At 40.3% G+C, this 26,437-nt stretch carries 24 protein-coding genes; 5 read left to right on the top strand and 19 right to left on the bottom strand.

What is annotated here, in order from left to right; translation table 11 throughout:
• Window positions 1-32 precede the first annotated feature (32 nt).
• Complete coding sequence (locus HU823_RS08210) at window positions 33-752, top strand: C39 family peptidase (protein WP_197221763.1); 720 nt, start codon at window positions 33-35, stop codon at window positions 750-752.
• 6 nt (window positions 753-758) lie between these two features.
• Here the strand turns inward: HU823_RS08210 and HU823_RS08205 are convergent, their stop codons facing one another.
• The 4 genes from HU823_RS08205 to HU823_RS08190 form a co-directional block, all read right to left on the bottom strand.
• A complete protein-coding gene (locus HU823_RS08205; RefSeq protein WP_197221762.1) occupies window positions 759-1,001 on the bottom strand; it encodes a DUF2584 family protein in 243 nt (80 codons plus the stop codon).
• Window positions 1,002-1,052: 51 nt separating this feature from the next.
• Window positions 1,053-1,544, bottom strand: a complete 492-nt coding sequence (locus HU823_RS08200) for a VanZ family protein (protein ID WP_197221761.1) — start codon at window positions 1,542-1,544, stop codon at window positions 1,053-1,055.
• A gap of 112 nt (window positions 1,545-1,656) precedes the next feature.
• Window positions 1,657-1,956, bottom strand: coding sequence for an SGNH/GDSL hydrolase family protein (locus HU823_RS08195; protein ID WP_197221760.1), 300 nt, complete (start codon window positions 1,954-1,956; stop codon window positions 1,657-1,659).
• Between the two features lie 38 nt (window positions 1,957-1,994).
• Window positions 1,995-2,453: a hypothetical protein gene (locus HU823_RS08190; protein WP_197221759.1), complete on the bottom strand. Its 459-nt coding sequence runs from the start codon at window positions 2,451-2,453 to the stop codon at window positions 1,995-1,997.
• Window positions 2,454-2,602: 149 nt separating this feature from the next.
• On the opposite strand from HU823_RS08190, the gene HU823_RS08185 reads away from it, so the two are divergent.
• On the top strand, window positions 2,603-3,580 hold the full coding sequence (locus HU823_RS08185; RefSeq protein ID WP_197221758.1) for an NERD domain-containing protein: 978 nt from the start codon (window positions 2,603-2,605) through the stop codon (window positions 3,578-3,580).
• 273 nt (window positions 3,581-3,853) lie between these two features.
• Here the strand turns inward: HU823_RS08185 and HU823_RS08180 are convergent, their stop codons facing one another.
• From HU823_RS08180 to HU823_RS08140, 9 genes are all read right to left on the bottom strand, one after another.
• Entirely contained in the window at window positions 3,854-5,869 is a 2,016-nt protein-coding gene (locus HU823_RS08180; RefSeq protein ID WP_197221757.1) for a penicillin-binding transpeptidase domain-containing protein, read from the bottom strand.
• A 137-nt stretch (window positions 5,870-6,006) separates the two neighbouring features.
• A complete protein-coding gene (locus tag HU823_RS08175) occupies window positions 6,007-7,320 on the bottom strand; it encodes a peptidoglycan-binding protein (RefSeq protein ID WP_197221756.1) in 1,314 nt (437 codons plus the stop codon).
• 104 nt (window positions 7,321-7,424) lie between these two features.
• Window positions 7,425-8,936: an argininosuccinate lyase gene (gene argH, locus HU823_RS08170; RefSeq protein ID WP_197221755.1), complete on the bottom strand. Its 1,512-nt coding sequence runs from the start codon at window positions 8,934-8,936 to the stop codon at window positions 7,425-7,427.
• A 128-nt stretch (window positions 8,937-9,064) separates the two neighbouring features.
• Window positions 9,065-10,102 carry an ABC transporter permease gene (locus HU823_RS08165; protein ID WP_197221754.1) on the bottom strand — a complete coding sequence of 346 codons (1,038 nt, stop codon included), beginning with the start codon at window positions 10,100-10,102 and terminating at the stop codon, window positions 9,065-9,067.
• The gene (locus HU823_RS08160) at window positions 10,099-11,037 is read right to left on the bottom strand and encodes an ABC transporter permease subunit (protein ID WP_197221753.1); all 939 of its coding nucleotides are present in this window, start codon (window positions 11,035-11,037) and stop codon (window positions 10,099-10,101) included. The genes HU823_RS08165 and HU823_RS08160 overlap by 4 nt, the downstream gene beginning before the upstream one ends.
• Window positions 11,038-11,052: 15 nt before the next feature.
• The gene (locus HU823_RS08155) at window positions 11,053-11,589 is read right to left on the bottom strand and encodes a peroxiredoxin family protein (protein ID WP_197221752.1); all 537 of its coding nucleotides are present in this window, start codon (window positions 11,587-11,589) and stop codon (window positions 11,053-11,055) included.
• Window positions 11,586-12,125: a MauE/DoxX family redox-associated membrane protein gene (locus tag HU823_RS08150; RefSeq protein WP_197221751.1), complete on the bottom strand. Its 540-nt coding sequence runs from the start codon at window positions 12,123-12,125 to the stop codon at window positions 11,586-11,588. The genes HU823_RS08155 and HU823_RS08150 overlap by 4 nt, the downstream gene beginning before the upstream one ends.
• A gap of 13 nt (window positions 12,126-12,138) precedes the next feature.
• Entirely contained in the window at window positions 12,139-13,914 is a 1,776-nt protein-coding gene (locus tag HU823_RS08145) for an ABC transporter ATP-binding protein (protein WP_197221750.1), read from the bottom strand.
• Window positions 13,915-14,171: 257 nt separating this feature from the next.
• Window positions 14,172-14,684: a hypothetical protein gene (locus HU823_RS08140; RefSeq protein ID WP_197221749.1), complete on the bottom strand. Its 513-nt coding sequence runs from the start codon at window positions 14,682-14,684 to the stop codon at window positions 14,172-14,174.
• A gap of 153 nt (window positions 14,685-14,837) precedes the next feature.
• Here HU823_RS08140 and HU823_RS08135 point away from each other — a divergent pair, with 153 nt between their 5' ends.
• Window positions 14,838-16,223, top strand: coding sequence for a DUF2225 domain-containing protein (locus tag HU823_RS08135; RefSeq protein ID WP_197221748.1), 1,386 nt, complete (start codon window positions 14,838-14,840; stop codon window positions 16,221-16,223).
• A 48-nt stretch (window positions 16,224-16,271) separates the two neighbouring features.
• Here HU823_RS08135 and HU823_RS08130 read toward each other — a convergent pair whose 3' ends face one another.
• Window positions 16,272-16,796 (bottom strand): type 1 glutamine amidotransferase domain-containing protein, encoded by a 525-nt coding sequence (locus HU823_RS08130; RefSeq protein WP_197221747.1) that lies wholly within the window; start codon window positions 16,794-16,796, stop codon window positions 16,272-16,274.
• A 131-nt stretch (window positions 16,797-16,927) separates the two neighbouring features.
• Between HU823_RS08130 and HU823_RS08125 the strand changes: the two genes are divergently transcribed.
• Window positions 16,928-17,155 carry a group-specific protein gene (locus HU823_RS08125; RefSeq protein ID WP_144697689.1) on the top strand — a complete coding sequence of 76 codons (228 nt, stop codon included), beginning with the start codon at window positions 16,928-16,930 and terminating at the stop codon, window positions 17,153-17,155.
• Window positions 17,156-17,206: 51 nt separating this feature from the next.
• Here the strand turns inward: HU823_RS08125 and HU823_RS08120 are convergent, their stop codons facing one another.
• Window positions 17,207-18,193 carry a DUF4179 domain-containing protein gene (locus HU823_RS08120; protein WP_197221746.1) on the bottom strand — a complete coding sequence of 329 codons (987 nt, stop codon included), beginning with the start codon at window positions 18,191-18,193 and terminating at the stop codon, window positions 17,207-17,209.
• Window positions 18,194-18,204: 11 nt separating this feature from the next.
• A complete protein-coding gene (locus HU823_RS08115; RefSeq protein ID WP_197221745.1) occupies window positions 18,205-18,744 on the bottom strand; it encodes a sigma-70 family RNA polymerase sigma factor in 540 nt (179 codons plus the stop codon).
• Between the two features lie 316 nt (window positions 18,745-19,060).
• On the opposite strand from HU823_RS08115, the gene bglX reads away from it, so the two are divergent.
• Window positions 19,061-21,232, top strand: coding sequence for a beta-glucosidase BglX (bglX, locus tag HU823_RS08110; RefSeq protein ID WP_197221744.1), 2,172 nt, complete (start codon window positions 19,061-19,063; stop codon window positions 21,230-21,232).
• 302 nt (window positions 21,233-21,534) lie between these two features.
• On the opposite strand, the gene HU823_RS08105 is transcribed toward bglX, so the two are convergent.
• The 3 genes from HU823_RS08105 to HU823_RS08095 all read right to left on the bottom strand — a co-directional run bounded on the left by HU823_RS08105 (window position 21,535) and on the right by HU823_RS08095 (window position 26,424).
• On the bottom strand, window positions 21,535-23,946 hold the full coding sequence (locus HU823_RS08105) for a beta-galactosidase (RefSeq protein WP_197221743.1): 2,412 nt from the start codon (window positions 23,944-23,946) through the stop codon (window positions 21,535-21,537).
• Complete coding sequence (locus HU823_RS08100; protein ID WP_197221742.1) at window positions 23,946-25,163, bottom strand: glucoamylase family protein; 1,218 nt, start codon at window positions 25,161-25,163, stop codon at window positions 23,946-23,948. Before HU823_RS08100 ends, HU823_RS08105 begins: the two co-directional genes overlap by 1 nt.
• 310 nt (window positions 25,164-25,473) lie before the next feature.
• Window positions 25,474-26,424: a carbohydrate ABC transporter permease gene (locus HU823_RS08095; RefSeq protein ID WP_370630053.1), complete on the bottom strand. Its 951-nt coding sequence runs from the start codon at window positions 26,422-26,424 to the stop codon at window positions 25,474-25,476.
• Between the last annotated feature and the right edge of the window lie 13 nt (window positions 26,425-26,437).

Below are 26,437 nucleotides of genomic sequence, written 5' to 3'. Positions count from 1 at the left end.
AGGTTAGAAAGAAATCACAATTGGAGGATTTCATGAAAAGGAAAAGTATCTTCTTACTCATTCTCGCGTTTCTTTGTGGTGTTGCTTTATCTGCTTTTACTGAAGAAACGTCACCTGAGCGTACTCAGAAAGAAACTCAGCAGCAGAACCTAGTTAAAATGCCTTTGGATGTTCCTCTCATCCTCCAAGAACCTGAGCTAGATCGAGGCTGTGAAGTGACCTCCCTCGCCATGATGCTTCAGCATGCAGGTGTAAAAGTGGATAAAATGCAACTTGCCAAAGAGATCAAAAAAGTAACCACTCCTTATGAGAACAAAAACGGCACCTACTATTATGGAAATCCGCACGATGGATTTGTAGGTGATATTTATTCGTTTAGCAATATGGGATATGGTGTTTACAACGGTCCTATAGCTGAACTAGCTGAATCTTATCTGCCAGGACGCATTGTAAATATGAGTGGTAGTGCATTTCTGGATGTGCTGAATAAAGTGAAAACAGGAAAACCCGTTTGGATCATCATTAATTCAGATTTTAAAAAGCTTCCTGAAAGTGAATTTCGAACGTGGAACACTCCTACAGGCGAAGTCCAGATTACTTGGAAAGAGCATTCTGTTGTAATTACTGGATTTGATGAAACTTTTGTTTATTTTAACGATCCACTTTACGAAAAGAAGAGTCGAAAAATGCCGCTTCAAGACTTTAAAGCGGCATGGGAACAAATGGGTTCGCAAGCAATTACGTATAAGTAACCTTTGCTAGTTAACACCATGTAAATCTATTAATTCATAAACAAGATAAGTAGAGCCTTCTTTCCACGTCAGCTCTTTCACAACAGCTTTCCCAACAGGAGAGCTGTTTTCATTTTTACTTAGCGTAAATGGATGATCTAAGATAAAAAGTTGATAGCCTTGAAGGATCAGTTGAAACACATTACCGTCTAGACGTTTTTCTTGGCCAAGTGTGACCAAATTCGTATGCATCGTGATTGGCATCTGCATACGCTCACCTTCTTTCTCTCTTTTTTTCTATTGTATCACTCGTAATGATGACTAGATTCTTTTTCGACGAATATTTCTATAAAAAAACAAAGCTAGTGAAATTCCAACAAGACCACCCACTGTATCAATCATTACATCTTCCATCAATGGTGTTCGGTTGGGAGTAAACCCTTGGTGAATCTCATCAGAAATCGCGTAAGTAATGGTTAAGATCCATGAAATCAAAAATATTGTTAAACGATTGTTTAAATGTATCGTAAAGGCTCGGTATAATAGAAAACCTAGTCCTAGATACACACTAAAATGCGCTCCTTTTCGGATAAAGAACTCTATAAAATGAGCAGGCCCCATACTTTCTATACTTATCTCTTCTCCAGCATAATTAAAAACGGTAGTAGAAAATAAAGATTCTACAAAATCCAAGTTCAAAAAATCAGAGATCGTCGGACGCAGATCCTGTTTTTCGTAGGGCTGTGAACTTGCGAAGAAAATCATACCCGCCCAAATCAGTACCGGTAACCAATATAAAATAAACTTTTTCAAAAACATCACCTATTTCCCTTATACATGCAAAAATTATAGCATGTGTGTCTTTTGAAACCAATTCGTCTAAAGAAAAACCTGCCGACAACATTGTCAGCAGGTTGATTTCTTTCTATTTAAAAATTGCGATCATATAATCAGCCCAAAGTTTGTGTCCCTCTTCGTTCGGAAGAAGTGTTTCTGAATCGTAATACTTCTTAATATCTTCAGAATCAACACTTGGCCATGCTTTCCAGTTATTTAAGTACGGGATCGCCTTCTCTGCCGCGAACGCTTCTAGAGCTTCAACTTGTTCAGCGTACTTCACAGGTTTACTGATTGGATTCGATGGCTGTAGCATTGTGATGACTTCTGGATTAGTCTTTTTTGTTTCGGTGATTACCTTATTTAGTACAAATAATGAATCAGCCATGGTTACTCCATAATTATCGTTTAATAGTGGTGGCTCAATCAATAGAATGTCAGCTTGTTTTTTAGTAGTTCTTCGTATAGTTTATCTTCCTGCAGATCAAGACTCGTCATCTCACCTATAGAAGTGGTTTGGATGTTAACGTCTTTTCCATACACTTTTGTCATTTCATCTGTGAAAAGTTTTGCCCATGTTCCTTCTTCAGTAGATGTGCTGGCTGAACCGATGAGATGGAAAAGGAGTGGCTCGCCGGCTTCCTTTTTTTGTTTGTAAAGATTCGCTACATCTTTTGGGGCATTCGCAAAGTGTTCTGTTGTAGCTTTTTTAGGTTCTTTGGTTGCAACTTCCTTTATTGCTACTTTCGTTTGTGTTATGCCAAGCTCTTTTTTGGCCGCATATGCTGTTTCTTCTAATTTATTATTGTAGTAAAAGTGTCCGCTAATCACGCTCGTAAGACATGCGATCATAATAAACACCGTTAAAAACCGACGCTTCTTCACCCGTCCCAACCCCTTATACAGTCTATTACTATAATAATGGGAAAAATTTTCTATTACAAGAAAATTGTTGAAATTTGTAGATTATTAGTGCAGGGAAATTCGTTTATTCCTAGAATTCGAATGTATATAAAGGAGAGTGATTCAATGAAATGATTATGAAAGAGCGTCGTACACCAGTTGTTGTCTCTGGTTTAGAATTGCTTCTAACACGACTTCAGCCACACTATCCTCTGAGAACTTACATAGAAGATGAACTCGCTAAGTATTTGTCAGGACATAAAGGAGAGCAATCCATCGATTTTCATCTGAAGGACTTACCTCAAAAAGAGTATCTAATCTTTCATAACCTCCGTATTCCTCATAACGACTCTTATTTTCAACTCGATATCCTAATCCTAACTCCGTATTACTTTTTCATCATTGAAGTTAAGAATTTTTCAGGCAAACTCTATTTTGATCAAGACTTATTCCAACTTATTAGAACATACAACGGCATTGAAGAGACATTCGCAGATCCTATTTCACAATTGAAAAGGCAGCGTTATTGTCTACTGGATTGGATTAAGAATCAGCATTCTTTGGAGATCCCTGTTGAAGCTGTCGTTGTTATTAGCAACCCTCAAACACAGATTAAAGTATCCCCTGGCCGCTCAGAAGTTTACAAATGGATTACCCACAAAATTAATCTTCCAGAGAAGATTCGTTATTTTGACAAGAAGCATACAGAGGAACGGCTCTCGATGAAAGATTTACGTAAGCTTTCTAAGGCGCTTTTAAAAGCTCACACCTCACCCATCCCAAACCTGCTGCAAAAATATCAAATTTCACATAATGACATTATGAAAGGGGTAAGTTGCCCGAGCTGCGGTTTAATTCCAATGATCAGGAATACAAGAAAGTGGTTCTGCCCTTCGTGTAAGTGTTACTTAAGATCAGCACACATTCAGGCATTGAAAGATTATTCTCTTCTTTTCGGGCGAACAATCACCAACAGTCAGTTTCGTGACTTTATTCAATTAGAATCACGGACAATAGCTAAGAAATTACTTTTGAGCATGGACTTACCGACATCTGGAGAATTACGTCATAGAAAGTATCACTTGGATTTTGATGATTGGAGAGATTAGTGTGTTGATGTGTTAGGGTTATGGGGAGGGGAGGGGATGACGATGGAATCGGTTTGACCCATAGAGGTTGGAGTTTGACCCATAGAAGGGCGGTTTTGACCCATAGAATTTGGTTTGACTCATAGAACATTCATTTTGACCCATAGACCACTAATAACGACTCATAGGATGGTGGTTTTGACTCATAGAACTCGTTTAACGACTCATAGACTTCTATAAGAAACGATCAGCATAAAAAAGAAGCTCCTTGCTTAGCAAGGAGCTTCTTTCAATCTATGATTTCTGCTGATGTTCTTCAAAAACCTTCTTCACCTTAGGCACCAAATAATGACTGCCTCCTCTTCCCTTTACATCTTCAATCATCATCGTAACTAAAAGGGACGGATTCTCGGTATTGTAAGCTACAAACCAGCCTAACTCCATACCGTTTTTGTCTTCTTTACTGGCTTTGAGTTCAGCCGTTCCGGTTTTCCCTGCAAGCGGCAGCTTCGCCATGTAAGCGTCATGCGCCGTTCCAGCTGGGTTTGAGACCACTTTTGACATATCATCGCGAAGGATTGCTGCCGTTTCTTCTGATATCACATTTTCCTTCAAAACAGTTGGCTGACTCGCCACTTCCTCTTGAAGAATCTGCGGTTTTAAAAGATTACCGTTATTTAAAAATGGTGTATACGAGATTCCGAGGTGAAGCGGACTCATCTCAATCTTTCCTTGCCCATACCCACTATCAGCCAGCTGTACTTCGGTCATTTCCTCTTCGCCTATTGTAGACGGATTCGCGAGTGGCAGATCTTCGCCAAACCCGAATTTCTTCAAGCCGTTCACGAATGGTTCTTGCCCCATCTTCAGTGCAGCTTGAGCAAAGTAAATGTTGTCTGAGTAGATCAGTGCTTTTTCAAGGTTCACACTTGGAACGGCACTAACACGAGTTACCGTATAACCGCCCCACGATTTATCTTTTTGCCACGACTTACCGCTCACGTTCATCACATCGCTCGGATTGAGTGTTCCGTTCTCCATTCCGATCGCAGCCGTTATCGGTTTCAATACTGAACCCGGTGCATATGTGTATACGAATCGGTTCAGCTGCGGATTTTTTGGATCATCTCTCCACTTTTTACGTACCGCTTCTGTCAGGCCAAGTGTGTACTCATTCGGATTATAAGTTGGACTGTTTACGAGTGCGAGCACTTCACCCGTTTTAGGATGGATGGCGGATGATGTTCCCACATCCCCTTGGAGTTGTGCATAGATAGACTTCTGCACGCCGCTATCAATCGTTGTTTTCACGTCTTTGCCGTTTACGACCTCATTCTCTGCGACAACCGCTTTTTCTTCTTTTTCACTCGTAAGTACTTTTATAACTCCACCCGCTTGACCGCGAAGCTGTTCTTCGTACAATCTCTCGAGTCCTGCTTTACCGACAAAATCTTGCGCGGTATATCCTTTTCCTTCTAACTTTTTCAGGTCATCAGCGTTCACTTGTGCGATGTAACCTGTTAGATGGGCTGCCGCTTCTCCTAGCGGATACAGTCTCGTTTCGACTTTCGGTGACTGCACGCCTTCTAGCGCGACGGCTTTTTGAATATCTGGGTTATCCGTCTGCATCTTTTTAATTGGAACGCTATATTCAGGTTTGACCCAAGGCTGATCCAGTTTTTTCTGAATTTCCTCTGGTGTCATGCCTAAAATTTTTGCGAGTGGGACAATCGTTTTGCTTTGGTCTTTCGGCAGTTCTTGAGGAACAATCGATACTTCATAAGCTGTGCCATTAAACGCTAGCGGATTTCCTTCACGGTCTAAGATCGCTCCGCGCTTTGGTGCGATGGATGAAGCCGAAATTCTATCTCCTTCTTTCATCTGTGGGAAGATGTGTGACGGATTCCACTCGACTCTCCAATTCTCTGTATCTTCTTTTTCTTCTAGATTTAGTTTTATGTTATGCGTGTAGTCCACTGGACCCGCAAGTGTGTTCATTTTTACAGAATAAGAGGATTGAGCTTTCGTTTCCTCTTTTTCATTTTGTTTCACTTTCCCTGAAGCTTTGACCTTAAGATCAGCAGCTTCAATGCCACCATAAATCGTGGTATAACGATCTACGAACTCTTTTTTCGAGATCTTTTTCTGAGACTTTGAATCTAGCATGTCATACATACTCTTAAAATCTTGTTTCTGCCACGCGGCCATATACTTCTCCACCGTCGATTCCGGCTTTGGCGGTTCAGAACAAGCCGTCAAAAAGACAAAACAAAGTGCTGCTAATACGGTGATTCTATAAAAATTCTTCAAAACAGAACTCCTTTCCCTACCATTAAACAGTTGTTTAATCATTATAACAAAATACCTGGCAATAAATGTGTGATAACTCCATGATAAAAAAATCACCCTGCGCGCATAGATAAAGATACGCACAAGGTGATAGATTGTTAGTAGTTAATACGCTTGGCACCGAGATATCGGTCTTGCCAATACTTATAAGTAAGATTGCTGATCGTCACGCCCGTGCTCGATCCACTATGAACGAATTGATTGTTTCCTAAATAGATGCCAAGGTGTGATGGACCAGTGGCATACGTTTCAAAGAATACAAGATCGCCAACTGCTGGCTTAGAAACAGCAGTTGTGGCATTCCACATCTGAGCAACCGTTCTTGGAAGTGCAACGTCTTCTTTTGCAAACACATATTGAATAAACCCGCTGCAGTCAAAACCGCTCGGAGTCGTTCCTGCCCAAACGTATGGTGTTCCCATAAGTTCTGCTGCGTTTGCGATTACGTTAATCGTAATTTCATTCGGCTTTTTGACAGGCTCTGGCTTTTTGTTCTCCACTTCAGTCATCTTGTCCAAAACGGTTTTGGTTACGACTCCTGTCACAGGTAGGCCGTGTGCCTTTTGAAACGCTTCAACACTATCTTCTGTTACCGTCCCAAAATAGTCCGTGATCATAGGGTATGTAAAGAAGCCTAGATTTTTCAGGCGTGTTTGCAACTGTTTAACTTCCGGCCCTGTTGTGCCAAACTTCAAGTCCTTAGAAGTGATTGGCTGGGGCTTTGGAGCTGGTGGTGTCGCCGGTTTTGATGGAGCCGGCGTTGGTTTTGGTGCAGGTGGAGCCGCTGGTGCCTTTTTAGCCGCCACAGCTTTCAGAATCAGTTCTTGTGTTTTCGCATCAGCTACACCTGTAGCTTTTAATTTTTGACTGATTTGAAATTTGCGAACCGCTTCTGTTGTGATCGTTCCATAATAATCGGTCGTTTTATAATATGTAAAAAAACCAAGGAACTTTAGGTCTTGCTGAAGCTTCATGACAGCCTGTCCTGTAGTGTTCAGCTTCATCTCTTTTGAAGAAGTGTTTGCCGCTGGGTTAGATGCAGCTGGCTTCGATGGAACCGGCTTTGCTGTTATCGGCTTGGGTGCAGGTTTCGGTGCTGTTTCTTGAAACGACTTCTGCAACAACTTGCTATACGTATTCTTCCCCACGATCCCATCTACAACGAGTCCGTTCGCTCTCTGAAAATCCATAACTGCCTTTTTTGTAACCGGTCCAAAATACGTTGTCGTTTGTGAATCTTTGAAGTATCCTTTTTGCTTTAAAATAGATTGCAGCTGCTGAACATCCGCATGTGTTGTCCCTGGTTTCAGTGTGTTATCACCTAGGGCAGCTTCACCAACGAGAGGAACAGCAAAAAATGCACCAGCAAACGCAGAAGTCATCACTAACCGTTTTACAACCGTGTTCTCCATGTTCTCCTCCTTCAAAAATACCGTTTATTACATATATCGGCAATTATGGATATTTATTTAACTGTCTTTTCGACATAAAATTAAAAAAAGCCTGCTGGCTTTTTTTAATTTCCTTCTATTAGACTACAAATTGCACATTGCAGCTTATTTTCTGCTAATGTTTGGTTCGTTTTTCTATTTTCCAGACACTTTACTAGATCATTTATCACAGTGTGTCGTTCTCCTGCCATCCTCCTCACCTCATCCGAATTCGGTCCCCCCTGAATGCTGCGCCTTTTCACAAATTGGATCGGGCAAATGATGTCTTCCCACTCTTTTTGGGTGAGAGTCATGTTTTGGTGATGAGTCATCAAAATTTGTTGAACCGTTTGAAGGGGCAGATCATATAGTTCTAACTTTTCCGATGAGCACTTTTTCGCAAGGGTGCTCGCTATTTTGTGAGCAGCGCGAAACGGTACACTCTTTTCTTTCGCTAAAAAATCCGCAAGCTCTGTAATCGTGATACAGGATTTTTTTGCTCGCCGGAGCGCGGTTACTTTGTTCACTTCCATCGTTCGGATGACCGCATGCATGAGGTGCATCACCCGGTTCGCTTTTTCATAACTTCTATATAAATGTGGCTGAAGATCGTCCTCGGTATCCACGATATCGCCGAATGGTGTGTTATGAATCATATGGATTGCCGCGAGAGCCTCTCCTGCTGATGAACTGGCAAGTGCCCTCGAATGCTCAATAGAAACCGGATTTCGTTTTTGCGGCATGATCGAGCTGATCTGCACGTATGGATCTGCCACTTTTATGATGTTATGTTCACGGGTAACGAGTTGAAGAAAATCTTGAATCCAACGACCGCTATTCGTCATTAACGTTAAAACGGCAGTCGCTGTTTCTATCAAATAATCCGCACCAGCAACAGCGTCGTATGAGTTCTCGATTAGTTTGGAGAAACCGAGCAGTTCACTAACTCTAATGCGGTCGATGGGAAAACTCGTTGTGGAGAGTGCTGCCGCTCCCATAGGTGAACAGTTCACTGTTTCGTACGCAGATTGAAGACGTTTGATATCTCGTAAAAGGATGTCTAGCACAGCGGTTAAATAGTGTCCGAGAGTTGTTGGTTGTGCAGGCTGGGTATGGGTATAGGCGGTCATGACAGTTTCCGCGTGTTCGTCGATCTTTTCTAGAAGGGCTGTTGCGAGTAAAAGTGCGCTTTCTGTGAGTGTGAGGATGTGTTCTCGGAGCACGAGACGGTACATGGCGATTCCCATATCGTTTCGGCTTCGCGCCATATGCATACTACCCGCAAGATCGGGTCCGATTTCTTCACTCATTTTGTATTCGATCATAAAGAATAAGTCTTCGAATTGTGGGTCGTATGTTAATGTTTGCGGGTCGATTTTTCCTATGTTTTCGACTCCCCGTAGAATTTCTGCCGCTTCCCTTTTTTCTAATATACTTTGTTCCGCAAGCATTACAACATGTGCGCGGTGGATGTTAAACATATGTTTAAAAAGATAGTCTCTTTGGTCGTTGAATACGGGGCGTAGCAAGTGTTCTACGTATGTTTTGCCGGGAAACACCGTGCCTTCTTGTTTGATAAAATCGTCTTTGGATGGCATTTATTCCACCCCTCCAGATTTATGGCATTTCTTATAGTGTATTTTTAGAGAACGATATTGGTGAAGATGTGCAGTTATACAAAAAAGCGCCTTTAGTATTTTGAAATACCTCTAAGCGCTTGAATCTGTTATCCACTTTTTTCTGTTAACTTCACTTTATCAAAACTAAATACGTTTTCACTTGTTACATTCAATACAGAAGGTGAGCTATTGATTTTTTTATTAGAAGGCATATTATACTCTCTTTGGTTCCACCTTATTAATCCTGAAGCCATAAAATTCACAGCTAATATGGTTAAAGTAAAGGCTAGTATAGGGCCAAACAGCATCCAAGGATATGACATAAAGCTGTTCCAGCTCTTTCCAATCAAGCCACCCCATTCAGATGATAGAGAGAAAGACTCCATAAGTAAGTTACCCTCTAAATCCACTCCCATAATAACTTGTTTTCCACCACCAATAAAAATATCCAGGAGTGCTAAATGGGCAAACAGAGTTAATACTTGTCCTACTTGCTGAACAAACATAATGATGATTTTCGGGATGAGAAAAGGTGTAACATGCTTCAAAAAAATATGAATCGAACTACCACCAATCAGTCTGGAACTAGAAATAAATTCTTTTCTAAATATATTCTCAATTTCTCTCATGAGATAAACAGAAAGAATGGGTATTGCCAATGCGATAATAACTCCGATAGTAATGTAAAATTTTGATTTATCATCATAAGACCAAGAAAACGCGATCAATGCTGGAGAGAGTATTAAATAAGCAAAAATAGCAGTAGGAGCATAATGGTAAGCATCACACAGAATTTCAATTTTGTCTTTTACTACTTTTGGTAAGATAAAAAATAGGTAGCCAAGAATAAACGAAAGGAGTATCCGAAATAAACTCAATAGAATAGCTAGACCAATCGTATATTTTGCTCCTTCAATTAAGTTTGTAAGAACACCTTTCCCTTCTTTATCAGAGCCTAATAGGAAATCTTCAGAAGGAGGAAACGGGGCTCGAGCTACTAACTCTTGATTCTCATTATAAAGAACAGCCTGAGGTTTATCATTCGGGTCTTTTATTCCATGTGTGTAAACAAAACTCATGACGAATATCGTTGATAAAAAGAAAAAACCAAAAATAAAAGACTTCTCTTTTAATAGTCTTCTCATAGACTGATATCTCCTTTTATCTTTTTGGAAATAACGGCAGAAGCCAAATGAAACAAACAATAATAAGGAATAAATATTAATAATATACTTAACGTTACAAGGTCGGGATTCATACTTCCGTAAGTTTTGATGTGTGTCATAATACCGTGAATATTAAATATTATTTCTAGAACAAAAAGGTTCGAGAGTGAAAACCAAAAGATTGTCTTAAAATGAAATAGAAGAGTGAATATGGCATTTCGAAATATATGCACAAATACGATGTAATACATGGATAAACCTTTTCCTCTAGCCATTTCCACATAGGATTGCTTTTCCTCTTCTTCTAAAGAAATCAATAAATACTTTGTAATATAAATAGAGGGAAGAATACTCAAACAAAGTACTGGCAGGAAAAATGCAGGCTTACCAAATACGTTTACGATCTGAAACAACAAAATATCTGTTTTTTTATAAAACCAAATGATTAAAAACTGTAAGAGGAAAATAATAAAAATATCTGGAAGTGATTCAACGACAAATAATACCTTCTTAACTTTATCCCTTTGCGTAGTCGGTAACAGCATAATGAAGAAACTTAAAGTTATAGCCAAAATCAACCCTATACATAAGGCAGCTATTAAGTATTTGACCGACATCAAATATAGTTGGTTCAGTTCTGGAAAAACAGGATAATATTCTTTGAATTTATAATATTGAAAGTCTTGAATAGAAAAGATGTTCCCTAGCATTTCTTTGACATGATTAAAGTAATTGCCAATATTAAATTGAACAGAATCATAGAGAAAAAGGGTGTTTTCTATTTCGTTATTCTCAATCATCTTAAGTACTTTGAGCTGCCTATCTATGTCATAGATAAGAAATGGAATGGATCCTACCATAAGAATACTGATACACAGCAACAAAAAATTCACACTAAGTTTGACGACTTTCATGTTTCTCCCCCATTACTAACCAATCTGGACTTGTTTATCTACTCTAGTTCTAAAACGATCTTGAATTTCCTCAAATTGATTAGCGCCACCTATTGTGGCAACATTTCCATACTGATCAACGACCACTAAAGTAGGAACCTTTTGTATGTAGTAATTTTCCAATAAATTTGGATCATATAAGAATATAAATTGAGGATATCGTTTTATGCGTTCGTCGCTATACCTTTCGGGACTAATAATGAATGTTGGTACTTCAAGAGAAGATGCCTTTTCTAAGAGGCTTTCACAAGTGGAGCATGATGGGTTGCTAAAGAGCAACAATACATCCCTACCTATATAGTCATGAATTTTCACCGTATTTCCTCTACTGTCTTTAGCTCGGAAAAGAGGGGCACTCGTACCCACTTGAAGACTCATTTCCTCTACTTTTTGACCAGTAGTCCTAAATCTTGTTAAAAACTGCGATAGTATGCGAGTTAAATAAAAAATAACAAAAAATTGACAGATGACAATCACCCATAAAAAGGTTTGTGATAATATATTCCAACTCATCTAATCAAGTCCTTTCCCATGATTCTATTTATTTCACCTTGCACTGTTGATAGATTCTTTATTATTAGAGAACATAGAATAATAAATATTGCACTAAAGCAGGCAACACCATAATATAATCCAATAGATTTTATTGATTCATCAAAAGGTAAACAAAGAACAAGTCCTAAGGAAATACAACCATTTCGAACAACTAACCACCAAGAGATCTTGTGATTCCCCATAACGCCGCCGCATCCGCAAGATATGTCTTTTCTTCCACGAAAGAGATTGATAGCGATCGCACCAGTAAAAATCAGCATCAGCCCCACTGCTCCTATTATCGCTACTTTGGATAGCTGTAAAGAGAATAATAATAAACCTATCAAAATTTCAAGACTAGCAAGTACAGGCAAAAACCGTTTAATTTGTTTCATTGAAAGAATTTGATAGTTAAACAGTAACCTTCTATGCTCCTCTTGCTTGGCTAACTTTTCTGTACCACTTAGAATAAAAACAATACCTAGTAATACCATATATTGCATTTGTAGAATCATGATTAACCCCTCACTATGCATACCATTTGGCTTGGACTTTAAATAACTCGCTATAAAGCGTTTCACTACTCATCAGTTCTGAATGTGAACCTACTTCAACAATTGATCCATTCTTCATGACAATAATTCTATCTGCAAAGCGAGCAGCAGCCATGCGATGTGATACAAATATAGCAGTGCGATCATTGGCCATTTCGTTCATTCGTTCAAAGATTTCCATCTCTGTAAGAGGGTCTAGTGAAGAGGTAGGCTCATCTAAGATTAGGATTTCCGCATTCTTCAAGAGTGCCCTAGCAATCGCTATTCGCTGCCATTGTCCCCCAGATAATTCTTCACTTTCATTAGACAAAATCTTACCAAGGTTTGTGTCTAAACCTTCAGGTAGACTATTGATTTTATTTAATAAACCACTGTATTTACACAATTCCAGTAACAAGTCATCATTCTTTATTTCCTTTAAGTCACCAAAAGCAATATTTTCTCGTACCGAAAAAGGATAGCTCATAAAATCTTGAAAAATGACGGATATACTTTTGCTTATCTCATTTCGCTCCATAGATTGTATGTGTTTTTGGTTGATATAAATATCTCCACTCGAAATGGGATATAACCCTAAAATACATTTGATGAGAGTTGTTTTTCCAGAACCATTCTCACCGACAATAGCAATTTTTTCACCTTTTTTAATTGTTAGATTTATTTCGTTAAGTACATTAGGGCTTGTATCAGAATAAGAGAAGCTAACATGATTCAATGTAATAGCAGAACTAGCATCGATCCAAATAGGATGACTTTCCGTACTAATTTCTTCTTCAGCTTCAATAAAAGTAAAATAATCATTAAGGTATAGTTGTTCTTCATATATTCGTGCAATACTAACAGCGGCAGAGTTAATAACTCCTTGGGCACCTTGTATCGCCTGACCAATAGATACAAATTCTCCAATACCTAATTTATTTGATCGTAAAAGATGAATAATGATCCAGCTACCTCCACCATAGAGCAATGCTGTTAATCCATCTAATAAAATATGGGTTCTCTTCTCTCTTTTCATCAAATGTATGGCTTTATTATTTGTATAGTGAGTTAGCCTTTCCCATTTTTTAAGCAAGTATGATGAAAGATTAAACAATCGTATTTCTTTGTTTCCTCCTTTATCCTGAAACAAGCCAGAGATAAAGTTTGCTTCTCTTGCTTCCTTAGTTAAATATTTCATCAGAAAGAATTTTTCATTGCCAAACTTCGTCTGAATAAGAAGAGTGGGAATTGCCACAAAGACACTTAATAGTACTAAACTCCAATGAACCATAGACAAAAAGACAACATAAGAACAAAAGCTAATTATTGCTTGAAAAAGATCTAATATATGTCGAAGAGGACTTATTACTCGACTCCCCTGGTTATTCCCAATTCGCTCAAGAGTATTAAAGAATTCTGTACTCTCAAAATACTTATACGAAATGCTAGTTGTTTTCTCAGATAGCATCTTTCCCATGACAAAATCAAGTTTATATTCGATCTCCATATCCCAAACTTCATTTAAATGTTGAAGAATAGATTTCAAAATCGTAAGTATAAATTGTGCAAACAGTAGTAAAAAAATAAATCTTAAACTCGTTGTTTGATTTGAAATGAATGCTGTAACATGATTGATTAATGTCTCAGTAAGTTTTAAAACCACAAAAGGCATTAATCCTATAGTAATTCTGCTGATAAGAGATAATATTATCCATGATTTACCATGCGTAAAAATAAGTTTAAATGCTTTTATAATAGCTACTCTAGACATAATCCCTGCCTCAATATAAAAAATTAGGACCAAGTATGACCTGGTCCCCTATACCACTGCTTAATAATATTAACAACCACAAGAATATATCGTCTTACACTTTTGTCCAGACATACTATCATAATAGCTAATAGTACGGGTACGGTCGGTATCTGTACACATTTGTGCTGTACAAGTTGCTCTTCTAATGCCTGAATCACATGGTACACCCATAGGCTTAATTCCTAGTAACTTCTTTAACATATTTACACCCCCTTTCAATTATTGAATGTATGAAGTACAGATTTACTCCAAGTATCTTCTTTTAAAACATCGCCTTTTTTGTTAATTAGCATGTATGTTGGAAATTGATTAACTTCTAGTTTTTTAGCTACTTCCTTATTGATAGACAGTGTATGAACAATCTCTTCATCAAATAAATAATTCTGCACTTTACTTTCAATATCGCACTCTACTAAATTGATTATTTGTAGCTTATTGTCATTAGCTACAATCAGTTCTTCCATTCCTGAATAACAGAATGGACAAGTACAAGAATTTATCGCAACCAAATAATGTTCTTCATTTCCTGATAGATGTAAATGTGGTAATGAGTCAAAAATATTTTTATTTGTGAAAACTTCATTTGTTGCATTAATTGTAAGAGGTGCGGGTAATAAATGAATCTCTCTTTTTAGACGTTGTAACTGACGAAAGTTAATAAAAAGTAATAATCCAAGTATCATTAAACAAATGATAACCTGAGCTATTATTTGTAAAAATGTGACCATGGTTTAATCTCGTCATCCACTGCTACTGAGCTTTGTTGTGTAAGATTTACAGCAGTTAACATTAACATAGAAGTTATTAAACAAAGATAAATGATTTTTTTCAATTCAATTGCCTCCGTAATATTGTTATTTAAACTAACAACGAGTGTTAATATGGTTTACTTTTACATTTTATTGCATTATTTGACAATTCGTCAATACTTTTTGGAAAATTTAAATTTTTCTATTATACTAGGGAAAGTATATCGAGAAACACGGAGGCAAAACATGAATATCAGTACACAAATTGGACTTAAGATTAAAGAAATGAGAACTCTTCAAAAAATGACACAAGAAGAGCTTTCTAAAGGAATCGTTAATCGAAGTTTTATCAGTCAGCTTGAAAAAGGTATGGTAAGTCCTTCAATCGAAACATTAGAGAAATTAGCTCTTCGATTAAACTGTTCGATCTCTTATCTCATTGGTCAGAGTGAACGGAACAGCGCACATGAACAACTCAATATCAGTAGCTTATTAGATAATATTGAATCCTATTTGAATGACAGTTTAATAGATAAAGGAAAAAAGGCATTTGAAAGTCTTTCTGGAGAATGGATCGAGAGAATGAACACCTATGAGAAAGGAAAATATTTTTGGGTAATGGCCCGAATAAAATGGTTTGAGGGTGACTATCAAGAGGCAGAAGTAACTACGCAGAAAGCAATTGACCTTTTAGAGGATCAGTACTCTAACCACTTGGGTAAACTATATAATTTTTTGGGAATGATCTCGTTTCGGCTAAAAAAAATAGAAGAATCCTTTACATCTTTTTCTACCGCCCTATACTTTACTCATCAATTTCCTTCAGATTACAACTTGAAGGTAGAAACCTATTTAAATATGGGTGTTTATCATACCCACTTAAAAGAGTATCAGTCGGCTGCCTTTTATTTAAAAAAAGCATTAGAAGATGCTGAAAGTCATTCCTCCCTATATAAATTAGGCGAAATTCAAATGACCTTAGGGATTACATACAAAAATCTAAGAAATTTTGACCTTGCCATTCAATCTTATTTACATGCAGAAGAAATTTTTAAAATAAATCATAATAATGAACAGTTGGCTGGAGTTTATTTTAATCTCGGTCTTCTTTTTAGAGAAAAGAACAATATCAAAAAATCAACTGCCTATTTTACGGAGGCAAAGCAAATTTTTTGTTCTTTAGCAAATAATGAACAAGCCATCAAATGTGATGTTCAAATCATAAAGAATTATCTGTTAGAAGGTAGCCATTTGAAAGCATACGATTTATGGTTGCCTATTGAAACTGAAGTCAACAATGGATATGACCAATTATTGTTAAAAGGAATCTTTCATTTGGATAGTTATAAAAGGAACAATGGTCAAAATGAGTTACTTCAAAGTGTTGTCTTTTTTAAACAAGCCCTTCATGTCACCGATGATCTCCATCACAAACTCGATCTTCAAAAGCATGTTCATACCTATTTTCTAAAAGAGGGATTGTTTGAGGAAGCAAAAGAGATACTGTCTCAACTATAAAAAACGGACCAAAAGAAGAGAATCTTTCATTCTTTTGGTCCGTTGTTTTTAGTTTTGAGATAAAACCGCAACAAACTCACGCATATAATCCGGCAGATCCGGTGGACGGCGGCTTGATACGAGGTGACCATCAACAACGACAGGTTCATCGATCCATGTTGCGCCTGCGTTTTCCATGTCATCCTTGATACCTGGTGTACTTGTCACTTTTTTACCATGCAACACTTTTGCTGAAACAAGAACCCAGCCGGCATGACAGATCTGGCCGATCGGCTTTTTGTTATTCTCCATATGCTGAACCATCTCGATCACCTCTGGAAAACGGCGCAACTTGTCCGGTGCCCAACCACCCGGTACTAAGATTGCATCGTAATCTCCAGCATTCACATCACCAAACGCATAATCAGCATCAGCCGGAACACCGTATTTTCCGATGTACGTCTCTCCTGCTTTCTCTCCTACAAGTTCCACGATCGCCCCTTCTTCACGCAATCGCAAAATCGGATACCACAATTCCAAATCCTCAAAATCATGATGCACAAGACTGAGCACTTTTTTACCTTTTAAACGCATGTTTAACACCTCCACTATTTTTATATCCTTAATAGCGTAACATGAATCCTAGGTGAGACACTATTCTTCCACTTCAACAGAGATGTATGTTACGATTTTTTTAATATAAAATAGAGGGAGACTGATTATAGATGGGCAAATGCACGATCGACCACACGTTAGAAGATGTGAAGCAGAAGCTTGCTGAACAATCCGCTTTTATGCCACGTGAGTTGGTGATGGAGGTTGGCGACTCTTTATCTGATGATAGTGATCAGACCTACTTAAATGAAGTGTTTCATCTTTTGAAAAAGTACGACCTTGCGGATGAAAGCGAAAGAGAGAAACGAAACGGCAAATTGAGTGAATTAGTAAAATAGAAGTGATGGCAGCAAAAAACACTTGGAATCGTCTCCAAGTGTTTTTATCATTTAATTAATAGGAATCGATTGTTCTGGTAATTTGCCCGGCTTATCTGCACTCGGATTTGCTGAATGCTCAAATGGGACTACATAATATTTTTCCGAATCCATATCGATTGCACTAAATCGGTTATAAGATTCTTCCGGTGTAACAGAAACCGTGTCAGGCAAGATTTCCTTTCCAGATCCACTTACAATTTTAAATACAATTTGGTTCTCTTCACCTGGCCAGTCATAATAGAGAATGGTGGAAATAGGTGTAACGATCATTTTTTCTAGTTTTATAGAGCGTCCGTTCTCTAGTTTTATTTTTTGATCAAGCGTGATCGTTTTGCTATTCGCTGCTAACTTTTCGGTGGGAACTTCAATATCAAACACCCACGGCTGATTCATTTTCATCTCTAAATCTAAGCGATCGTACTCGATATGAAATCGGACCTTCTCCCCGATTGGGATCTCTTTTAACTGAACTTCGTTGTAAACCGTAAACATGGAATTGTTCAATTCTATCGATTGCCCGCCTGTACTGGACGTTAAGTCTTTACCGTTCATCTTCACTTTAGGCATAGGGTGCATCTTATGATGAAAGTCGATGTCGTCTGCTGGTTCATAGGTCGAACTTATGAGTAATCGTCCGCCATCGATCATCACTTCGTTCAACGTCAACTTCCCCTTCTCGTTTTCAGCCGTTTGCCCTATCGCTGTTTTATAGGAAGAAAAATCGAGATTCTCGTTTTGGTTCAAATATTTTTCGATCGTTTCACCTACAAATGGCATATTAGCTATAGATACGATGCCTGTACTTAGTGATATTCCCGTCGCTATGAGCATGGCCGCTGCTACACCCATATACTTCTTTACCTGCGATGGCTTTTGTTTTTTTACTTTCTTTAGTACTCGCTTTTCCCATTGCTTTTTTTCAAAATGAGAAAGGTCTTGCTCTTCATATTGTTTCAAATCTATATCCATTTCGTTTAATTCGCGATAGATCGTCATATCTTCACTCCTCATGCTTCATTATTTTGAAACAAAAATCCTTTTAATTTTTTACGCCCCCGGGATAACTTGTTGTACACCCAAGATTCTCTTTCGTTCAATTCATGAGCGATCTCACTTGACGTGTTTCCTTCTAAATAGTACTTTTCAAAAATCCGTCGTTCACCGGGAGGTAACTGCTGAAGCAACTCATCAACGAGAATTTCTTCGCGTGACTTTTGTGACAGTAAGTTGGATTCGGTAAAATCCGGCACTGAAAATTGCTGTTTTTGTAGAGAGATTTGTCTTCTCCCATAATCAATTGCTTTATATTTCGCTACAGCTGCAATCCATTGTTTGAACGTATTTTTCGTAGGGTCAAATTGATGAATATTGTTCCAAACGGAAAGCAAAACATCGTCAAGGCATTCTTCATAATCTTGTTGCTGGTAATTCACATGACGTTTGATGATTGCTGTGAGAAGACCACCGTACTGTTGGATCATGAAAGAGATCGCATTTTCATTTTTATCTATTAATTGTTGTACAACATTTTCTTCTGTAACCTTCAATAGTACACCCCTCCTGCTGATTATTGGTACCTACTATGTATTACGAAATGAATGGGGGAAATCTATCACTTATCAAAAAATTTGTTAAGGAAGTAAGCATTTGGAAAAATCACTACGCTATAAAGCATAACTTTATTTCCTTATTAATTGTCTATATATGTTCAAAAGAAATACGATTACCCAAATCCAGTGAATCGTTTCGATTTTTCATTGACTCTCAAAATGAAAGCGCTTATAATTTTTATTATCAGGTTTATCGAAACGTTTCGATTACGTCAGACCATACACATTAAACGATATCCAGGAGGTTTTCTTTATGCTTAAGCAAAACGTGCAACACTTAATTCAAGACATGACATTAGAAGAAAAGATCAGCCAGTTGGTTCAGCTTGCTACTCCTTTCTTTAAAGGTTCATCTGATCAAGGCTTCATCACGGGTCCTATGCAGGAAATGGGGATTACGGATGACGTGATTCGCAATACGGGATCTGTGCTCGGTGGATCAGGAGCTCGTGAAACGCGCAACATTCAAGACGCACATTTAAAAGAAAACCGTCATGGCATTCCTTTATTGATGATGGCTGATATCGTGCATGGTTTTAAGACGATCTTTCCGGTTCCTCTCGCGATCGGCTGTTCATGGGATATGGACCTCGCTGAAAAAAGCGCTGAGATCGCAGCGAAAGAAGCATCCGTTTCAGGTGTTCACGTAACGTTCGCGCCGATGGTCGACCTCGTTCGTGATCCGCGCTGGGGCCGTGTAATGGAATCAACAGGTGAAGATGGTTTCTTGAACAGCGAGTTCGCTCGTGCGTTTGTTCGTGGTTTTCAAGGAACAGATCTAACGAACGACAAAGACCGTGTTGCGGCTTGCGTGAAGCACTTTGCGGCATATGGTGCTCCAGAAGGCGGACGCGATTACAATACGGTGAACATGTCTGAGCGTCAGCTTCGCGAGTCTTACCTGCCGGCTTATAAAGCCGCGCTTGATGAAGGCTGTGAGATGGTGATGACGGCGTTCAATACAGTTGACGGTATTCCGGCAACGGCGAACAAAAAGCTGATGCGCGACCTTCTTCGTGACGAGTGGGGCTTTGACGGTGTGATCATCTCAGACTGGGGTGCGGTAAAAGAGCAGCTTCCGCACGGTGTGGCTGAAGATGAAGCAGAAGCGGCATATAAAGCGCTCACAGCTGGTGTTGACATCGAAATGATGACAACGTGCTACGTCGACCATGTGAAGGAGCTTGTGGAAAGCGGCAAGTTATCTGAATCTCTCGTAGATGAATCGGTAGAACGCATTTTAACATTGAAGCAGAAGCTCGGACTTTTTGAAGATCCATACCGTGGAGCTGATGAGAAGCGTGCGGAAGAAGTGATTTTGTGTGACGAGCACCGTGATGTAGCACGTGAACTAGCTGCGAAATCTTGTGTACTTTTAAAAAATGAAGGTGGCGTTCTTCCACTTCAACCAACGCAAAAGATTGCACTGATCGGTCCGTTCGCTACAAATGGTGATCTGATGGGACCTTGGTCGTGGCAAGGTGCGTTTGATGACGTGGTAAAAGTGGATACTGGTATGTTGGGTAAACTGGCTGATTCATCACTTTTAACGGTTGCGAATGGTTGTGAGGTTGAGTCTGTAACAGATGAGCAGCTGAGAGAGGCGGTTCGTGTTGCGAGTGATGCGGACGTGATCGTGCTTGCACTCGGAGAAGCTTCATTCATGAGTGGTGAAGCGGGATGCCGTGCTGACATTCGTTTGCCTGAGCCGCAGCTTCAATTGATCCAGGAAATGAAAAAGTTAGATAAGCCAATCGTGACTGTACTCTTTAATGGTCGTCCACTCGATCTTCATGGTGTGGTAGATCAAGTGGATGCTGTATTAGAAGCTTGGTACCCAGGTACTGAAGCGGGTGCTGCGATTGCAGACCTTTTATTCGGAGACGTGAATCCGTCTGGTCGTTTATCGATGTCGTTCCCGTATTCAGTTGGTCAGGTACCGGTTTATTACAACCACTTCAACACAGGTCGTCCACAACCGACTCCAGAAAATAAAGAGCGCTATCTGTCTCATTATCTGGACATTCCGAACGAGCCTCTATTCCCGTTCGGTTTCGGGTTGAGCTATACAGAGTTCAAGTATGACGATGTGAAGTTATCGAGTGATGTGTTGACAGAGGATGAGTCAATTACAGCTTCTGTAACCGTTACGAATACAGGCGATGTTGCTGGTGAAGAGCTAGTTCAGCTGTATATCCGCGATATTGCGGGTGATGTTGTTCGTCCGGTAAAAGAGTTAAAAGGTTATAGAAAGATTGTTCTTGAACCAGGCGCGTCCGAGGAAGTTACATTCGAGATCACAGAAGAAATGCTTCGCTATCACCACGAGAACCTTGAGTTCAAGAGTGATGCTGGTAAGTTTACGATGTTTATCGGAAAAAACAGCCATGATGTGGTGAGTGTTCCGTTTAGGTTGGTTAAGTAATATAGTAAGGACTGCTCAACACACGAGCAGTCCTTTTTTTGTGTTTTACGGTACGTGTTTTTATATTTATTACGCGTTCGCGCAGACGAAGGCTCTTTTCGCTCAATTGACCCTTCGTTTCGCTCAGTAAACCTCTGTTTTCACTCAAACAAAAATGCGTTTCGCTCCAATGGCCTTCCTTTTCGCTCAAGCGACCAATATCACTTGCATTCCTGCACGATGATGCTTACCAAAGCTAGCTCCTAACATATAACTATCTAAAAATAGAAAAGATTGCCCTTAAAAAGAGCAATCTCACCTTACTATCCCAATAAAACCTGCAGCTGATCATCCACTTTAGCGTGTTTCTTGCTGCGAACAAGTGTTAACTCTTCATTTTCTTCAATCACATAATCAGCACTCGGTAAAATCTTCGTTCCACGTTCAAACGCGATTACATCTTCAACCTGTGTTAGGCGGAAATCAATATAGTCTGCACTCACACCTGTAATTTCTGCTGTCGCGTAAGCAATCTTCACACTGCCTACAGCTAGATTCATAGGCAGCATCACACCATCTTTACTCTGCAGCAACAGCTTCCTTCCACCTAACAACGCTACGCCATCTTCATAAACCGTGAATTCTTTATCGAATCCGTCTAGGTTCAACAGATGAAGGAAGCGCTCACCTTCCGTGTCAACAGTCGATGTCATGAAGATGCCGTGGTGCGGACAATCATGCGTTAGTTTCGCACGACTTCCTAATCGTTCAAGAGCTGTTTTAAAGAAAGGCAGATCACAGCGATAAAAGCTCGCGATCACGATCGCGCGCCCATTTCCCACTTCAGACTCAAACCCACACACATCATCCGATCCGTACACTCTAAAAATCGGAGTCACATTCGGTCCAACTTCAAAACGCTGAACGAAGCCTGAACGAATCTCCGGCTGAGCTGAAGCCCAGTTGTCTCCATAGATAGAAAGATAGTTTCCGTGACCATCACGGCTAATCCCTTTATACGTCACACCAAGTGCATCCGCTAAAATCGTACAGTCCTTCCCTTCCATATCAAAAAGAGGAACCTCACCGTACAGAAGAATCTTTCCGCCCGTGTTCAAATAGTTTACGAGCTTCTCCTGAATCGCACTGTCCATATAGCGTGCGGACGGTAACGCGAGGACAGGCGTTTTCGTCACATCCAGCGGTTTGTTCTGCACATCAACCGCTGTAAAACGATAACCGTTAAGCAGCATCGCACGGCCCATGATCTCCCAAGCACCGGCACCGCGGTTCGCCTCGATGTTTGAGAGGATCTCACGCATCACTTCACTCTTCGGATAACGATATTCGGTCATATAATAATCAGGGATGAACGCGAACGATACTTCATCTCGTTCTTCATTCATTCGTGCGAGCTTATCACTCACCGCCATCACACTTTGGTTCACGCGTGACATGCGCGGAAACGTATAGTTGTAGTCCCCTTCTGGACCGATCGGTGCTGCGAAACCATGGCGTTCACCAGTTGAGGCGATTCGGTCGTTCCCATCGTCAACAAGCGTATCGAGTCTAGCATTTTTTCCGCCAGCAAACAGATAATAGTTGATGAGTCGGTTTCCTTGAGCAAGACACATTCTAAACTTAAAATCCGCTGCTGATGGATCATAGCGCTCACCTAGTGTCTCACCAAAGTTTCCGTCTCCACAGTTGAACTCCACAGACGTTAACGGCTGATCTTCGTTATGAACGGCTTCCATCAGACCGTTGATGATGTAGAGGTCCTGGAACGTTTTCATGTCAAGATCGCCAAAATAAATATCAGAACCCGAGATATATCCAGGTCCTTGGTTATATGTTTCATAAAGCTGGCTGATTCCAATCGGGTACGTGAACCCACGTCCTCCGCCTGTTCCATGGATGTTTACGACAAATGGAATGTCTTTCACGCCGAACTCTTCAGCGTACTCTCTTAAAATTGCGATATATTTGGCGAAGCGATAGCGCATATAATAGCCAAGATCTTTTAACAGCTGCGCTGCATACTCTTCCTTCGGAGAACGAAAAGCAGTGTTTCGTTCGGCACTTTCTTCCAACGAGAACGGATAGCGGTCAGAAACGTTATCTCCGTATCGTTCACTCAACCAATTTGATAAATCGTTCAGCACGTTGTCAGTCAGATCTGGTGTGTTGCTCACCCATGACAGCATGCCGATCTCGTTATCAAGCTGAAATGCGATGATTTTTCCGCCGTTCGGATAGATGCGCGGTGTAACCACTTCCATCACTTTTTCATAATACTTACGAACTTCTTGTAAAAATCCTGGTGCGAGATAATCGACGGTTGGTGTCGTTGGTTCGCTCTCGTCCCATCCAACCGGAATGATCTCTGGATGCTTTTCGTACACCCAATAAGGCAGTCCTTCGTTTTTCATCTCGGCCATAATGAATGGTCCCGGACGAACGAAGAAATAAAAGCCGTTTTCTGTACAAAGGTCGATAAACCCGGCAAGGTCTGTTTCAGGACGCGTTTTACCTGTGGAATCAAACTGCCCTTCCACCGGCTCATGCCAAAGCCATGGCACATAAGTGGCCACGGCGTTACATCCTGTTTCTTTTAGTTTATCTAACCGGTCTTGCCAATCACTTTTATCAAGACGGTAGTAATGAATCTCGCCGCACGTGATCAGAACGGGCTTACCATCGATGATGATCTGTTTATTCTTGATCTCAATCATTATGCCGGACTTCCTTCTGTCTTTTTCCAACCTAACAGGTCAGCACCTTGTTTCACATACTTATTTTTCATGAAAAGATCCCACACGAGACCAGATTGATAGTTTTCGATCATAAGAAGCGTGATTCCCTTATCAATTCCGATAACATGGTCAGAATACCAAGCTGGAGTTACATCCAGGTTATAAGAATCTTGGAAACCATACTCACCCCAAAGCTGTGGATGCTCTTCATAAAAATATTTCATCGCTGCGATCGACTCTTCTGGTGTGAACACGATCGATCCCGCTGCTCCCGTCGGTGCGACCGTACCTTCTAGTTCAGGCTCACACCCTTCATAATAAGGAGGAGCCCCTGGAACACGGTAGCCGGTCGGACTCGCACAAGCCGTTAGGCCCCACGCGTTCTCGTGATAGGTCTTAAACTCACTCGATTTTTCTTTACAAAACGCACGGTTCGCAAGGGATGCTTTTACCGAGTTCTCGTACCAGTTGATTCCGTCTCCGTCGACGATATTTCTAAAATCGATGAACGCATGCGAATATTGGTGAACAAACATCGCGTTTCCTGGCGCATGAATGTACTCATAATCTTTGTACGTCCCTTTTCTGCGCTCGAAGCCGTCATAAATTTTTGCCGGAACGGGATGTGTAGGAGACGCCACACCAAGCACATAAGTCATCATCTGCTCCGCGTACATATCCCAATGGTGGAAGCCGCCTGTTTCTGGGTTGTAGCCCATATAGAACTGGTTCACCGGCTCATCATAATACACGTTCCAATCGATGCGCGCGTAAATTTTCTCGAAAAGCTCGGCGATCTCTCCGCCAAAGTATTCAGCAGAAGTTACGGCACCACATAGGAAGATTCCCGTATCGATGATAGACGCACAGTCGTACCACTCTTCGTTTTTCTTAGCCGTCTCCATGTTTAAGAAATGATAAAAGAAGCCGCTCGCGTGTTCCACGTTGTTTAAGAAAGTTTCAAGCGTCCTTTTCGTACGCTCGTACCCTTCTTCTTTCGTGATCCAGCCGCGCTCAATTCCGATGATGATCGCCGTTAATCCGAACCCGTTTGATGCGATACTTGCTACTTTTTTATTCGCCGACTGATCCAGGATCAACCCGTATCCTGGGCTATTTTTATCCGTGTTTGCTTCGTTCCAAAAGAAATCAAAGCATCCTTTTGCTTCAAGGTCTAATAGTTTCTGTGTATCCATCGTTATTCCCCTCTCTATCTGTTTTATCTTCATTTTGTTCATAAATAGAATGCTAATGGAGGCGTGAAGTTCTAGCTTGGCTACGGTTTCAAGGGATGTAATGGCCTTTTTATTTACGGTACGTGTTTTTATATCTGTTACACGTTCGCTCAAACTCAGCTTAGTTACGCCCCAAATGTTGGTTCTTTCGCTCTGAAAACTACTCGTTTACTCAGTCAGACCTTAATTTCACCCCATACTTGCCTCGTTTCGCTCAAAACATGATTTTTCATCGATTGGAACGGAAATCAACTCCCCACATCAATAACTTTTACTCCCCAGTAATCCCCGAACGATCCACGCCTTCAACAAACCAGCGCTGCGTGATAAAGTACACGATCAATAGCGGTAGAATCGACAGGACCGTTCCTGCCATCTTGATTCCTTCGTTCAACTGGTTACCGCCCGACACTCCCATCTCAGCTGGGAACATCTGCTGGTACGTTGCAACGAACTTTTGCAGCTGCAGCGGTAATGTGGTTAACGCATCTCCAAAATAGATCGCTGCCAGATACGTTTCGTTCCAATACCAAACGAACGAGAACAAAAATGAGATGATGATCGCAGGCAATGCCATCGGTAGTGCGATCGTGAAAAAGATTCGAAAATGTCCTGCTCCGTCAAGCTGAGCTGCTTCTTCCAAAGCTTTTGGCACGGCTCTAAAAAACTGATAAAAGATCAGGATAAAGATCGCGCTGTTCAATCCTTGTCCGAACGTTGCCGGTAGCAAGAACGCACTCAAACTGCCAAGGATGTTCAGCTCATTAAAGAAGATGTATCTTGGAATGAGTGTCACCTGCGGCGGAATAATGAACGTTGCGAGCACGAGAACAAACATGATCTTTTTGCCACGAAACTCAAATCGAGCGAGTCCGTATCCGACCACTGCTGCAACGGCAGTTTGCGCCAATGCAGGGAGAACCGTCACATACAACGTTTCCATCAATGTTGAGAAGAAGTTCAGAACTTTGTTCGCCTGCTCATAGTTTCCGGTATAAAACTGTGTTGGAATCCAGTTTACAAGTGGATTCAATAGATCATCCAAACTTTTAAAGCTGTACACACCCATGTAGAGAAGCGGATACAGGTACACGAATCCGATTCCGACCAAGAGTCCGTAGATCAAGAGCTTGTAAAGAAGACCATCTGTCCCCTGCATGCCAAAAAACATGCGTTTCGTTTTTAAGTAATACTTGTTTACTTGCTGTGTTTTGGTTTGCACAATGATCACATCC

Source organism: Fictibacillus sp. 18YEL24, from assembly GCF_015903855.1.
GTDB classification, from domain to species: Bacteria; Bacillota; Bacilli; order Bacillales; family Fictibacillaceae; genus Fictibacillus; species Fictibacillus phosphorivorans_C.
This window is presented reverse-complemented; position numbering and strand designations above follow the sequence as displayed.